The following is a 2,535-nucleotide window of genomic DNA, read 5'->3' on the forward strand; positions in this document are numbered from 1 at the left end:
GGCAATAAATAATCCCCGATTTACCGGTATTGTATTTTATGTACCTGATGATTTCTTTAATGACATCCCTCTTGGGCCTGATCTCATAAAATAAGTTGGGCCTGTTAAATGATGATTTAAACAAGGTCGCATCAGACATTTGAAGATTCTTGATGATATCCTGCTGAACCTTAGGTGTTGCAGTTGCAGTTAAGGCTATAATTGGAATATCTTCGCCCAGACCTTGTATCACTTGCCTGATTTTCCTGTATTCAGGTCTAAAATCATGGCCCCACTCGGAAATACAGTGGGCTTCATCAACCGCCACAAAAGAAATCTTAATCAATTTTAAGAAATCTATATTGTCTTGCTTAGAAAGTGATTCGGGAGCAACATATAACAATTTTGTTTGTCCGCTTAATAAATCACTTTTAACTTGAGTAATTTCGGTTTTATTTAAAGAAGAATTTAAAAAGTGCGCTATACTATCACTTCCTCCAAATGCCCTTAGTTGATCTACCTGATTTTTCATCAGTGCAATTAATGGCGATATCACTATAGCAGTTCCTTCTTCCATCAAAGCTGGCAACTGGTAGCAAATGGACTTCCCCCCACCTGTAGGCATTATAACAAACGTATTTCTTTTTTCAAGAATATTGGTGATGATAGACTCCTGATCACCTTTAAAATTATCAAAACCAAAAAAGGTTTGTAAGTTGTCAAACAACGACTTTTTCACATCCATTTCGTGTATAAAATATTCAGTGCTATTTTTACTTCAAAATAACATAATTTTGCACAAATTCAAAGCATCAATATACGAATGATCCAAAAAAACGACATTGTAATCTGTATTTCCAAGAGTGGAAATACTCCTGAAATAAAGGTGTTGACACCATTACTTAAACAAGCCKGCAACATTATGATTGGTATGGTTGGTCAGTTAAATTCTGATTTGGCTTTGCAGGCCGATTTTATATTGAACACCTTTGTTGAAAAAGAAGCATGCCCGCATAACCTGGCCCCTACTACCAGTACCACTGCCCAGCTAGCTATGGGCGATGCTTTGGCTATTGCTTTGTTAAACGCACGCAATTTTAATGAAGGCGATTTTGCCCGCTTCCATCCAGGTGGAGCACTAGGTAAAAAACTTTATTTAAAAGCCGGAGATATTGCCCTGAAGAACGAGAAACCCACTATTCATCCTTCGGCATCAGTTAAAGATGTCATAATCGAAATTAGTCAAAACCGTTTGGGTGCTGTTGTTGTTATTGAAAGCAATGTTATTTTGGGGATAATTACTGATGGAGATATTCGTAGAATGCTGGAAAAACATTCTAATTTAGCCGATATTAAAGCGAGCGACTTAATGAACCCCAATCCAAAAAAAGTAGACAAAGAGGTTTTAGCAATGACTGCTTTGGATATGATAAAAGAAAACAACATTACGCAACTACTGGTTACCGACAATGGAACCTATTTTGGCATGATACATTTTCACGACCTTTTACAGGAAGGTATAATTTAAAGAGACTGTAATATCAGATATGAATAATAATAATTACGCCTTAATAATGGCTGGCGGCGTTGGAAGCCGTTTTTGGCCAGTGAGCAGAACAGAATATCCTAAACAGTTTATTGATTTTTTTGGTGTTGGAAAAACACTTATACAGAGTACTTACGATCGTTTTTTAAAGATTTGTCCTCCAGAAAATATATTTGTAGTAACTAACGAGATATATACTCATATCATAAAAGAGCAGCTACCTGATTTGAATGAGAATCAAATTCTGGCAGAACCTATAATGAGAAATACAGCTCCTTGTGTTTCTTATGGATCGATGAAAATTGCTCAGATTAACCCAGATGCAACTATCGTAGTAGCACCTTCTGACCATACCATTACCAATCAGGATGCTTTTATCGCGGCAATTGAGCAATCCTTAAAAGCGGCATCTGAAAATGATTGTCTGATCACTTTAGGCATAAAACCCAGCAGACCTGATACAGGCTATGGTTATATACAATACACCGAGAGTTCATTAAAAACTGATGAGCAAATCCACAAAGTARAAATCTTTACTGAAAAGCCTAATTTAGATTTGGCCAAATCTTTTGTACAAAGCGGCGACTTCTTATGGAATGCCGGGATTTTTATATGGTCTGCAAAATCAATTAACAATGCTTTCTCTAAGCATTTACCTGATATGTACGAGATATTTCATCAGGGAAATGATTTATATAATACAGCTAGCGAAGTCGAATTTATTGGAAATGCATATTTACAGTGTACTAATATTTCTATTGACTTCGGGATTATGGAAAAGGCAGATAATGTTTATGTATTACCTGCTGATTTTGGCTGGTCGGATCTTGGAACCTGGGCCTCTATCTATGATATTGCTGAGCATGATTATGTTGGCAATGCAGTAATTCCTTCAGAAAAGGTAATGATGTTTAACTCATCGAACTGCATGGTAAATGTACCAAAGAACAAATTGGTGATTTTGCAGGATTTACATGATTACATCGTTGTAGAATCAAACAATACACTAT

At 36.2% G+C, this 2,535-nt stretch carries 3 protein-coding genes; 2 read left to right on the forward strand and 1 reads right to left on the reverse strand.

Annotated elements, in window-relative coordinates; all coding sequences use genetic code 11:
- The coding region (locus AC1DG9_RS26380) for a RecQ family ATP-dependent DNA helicase (RefSeq protein WP_477635609.1) at positions 1 to 724 on the reverse strand (724 nt) is incomplete at its 3' end.
- A 78-nt stretch (positions 725 to 802) separates the two neighbouring features.
- Here AC1DG9_RS26380 and AC1DG9_RS26385 point away from each other — a divergent pair.
- Positions 803 to 1,507 carry a KpsF/GutQ family sugar-phosphate isomerase gene (locus AC1DG9_RS26385; RefSeq protein ID WP_477635610.1) on the forward strand — a complete coding sequence of 235 codons (705 nt, stop codon included), beginning with the start codon at positions 803 to 805 and terminating at the stop codon, positions 1,505 to 1,507.
- A gap of 19 nt (positions 1,508 to 1,526) precedes the next feature.
- The coding region (locus tag AC1DG9_RS26390; RefSeq protein WP_477635611.1) for a mannose-1-phosphate guanylyltransferase at positions 1,527 to 2,535 on the forward strand (1,009 nt) is incomplete at its 3' end.

The organism is Pedobacter sp. 05L430 (genome assembly GCF_056397585.1).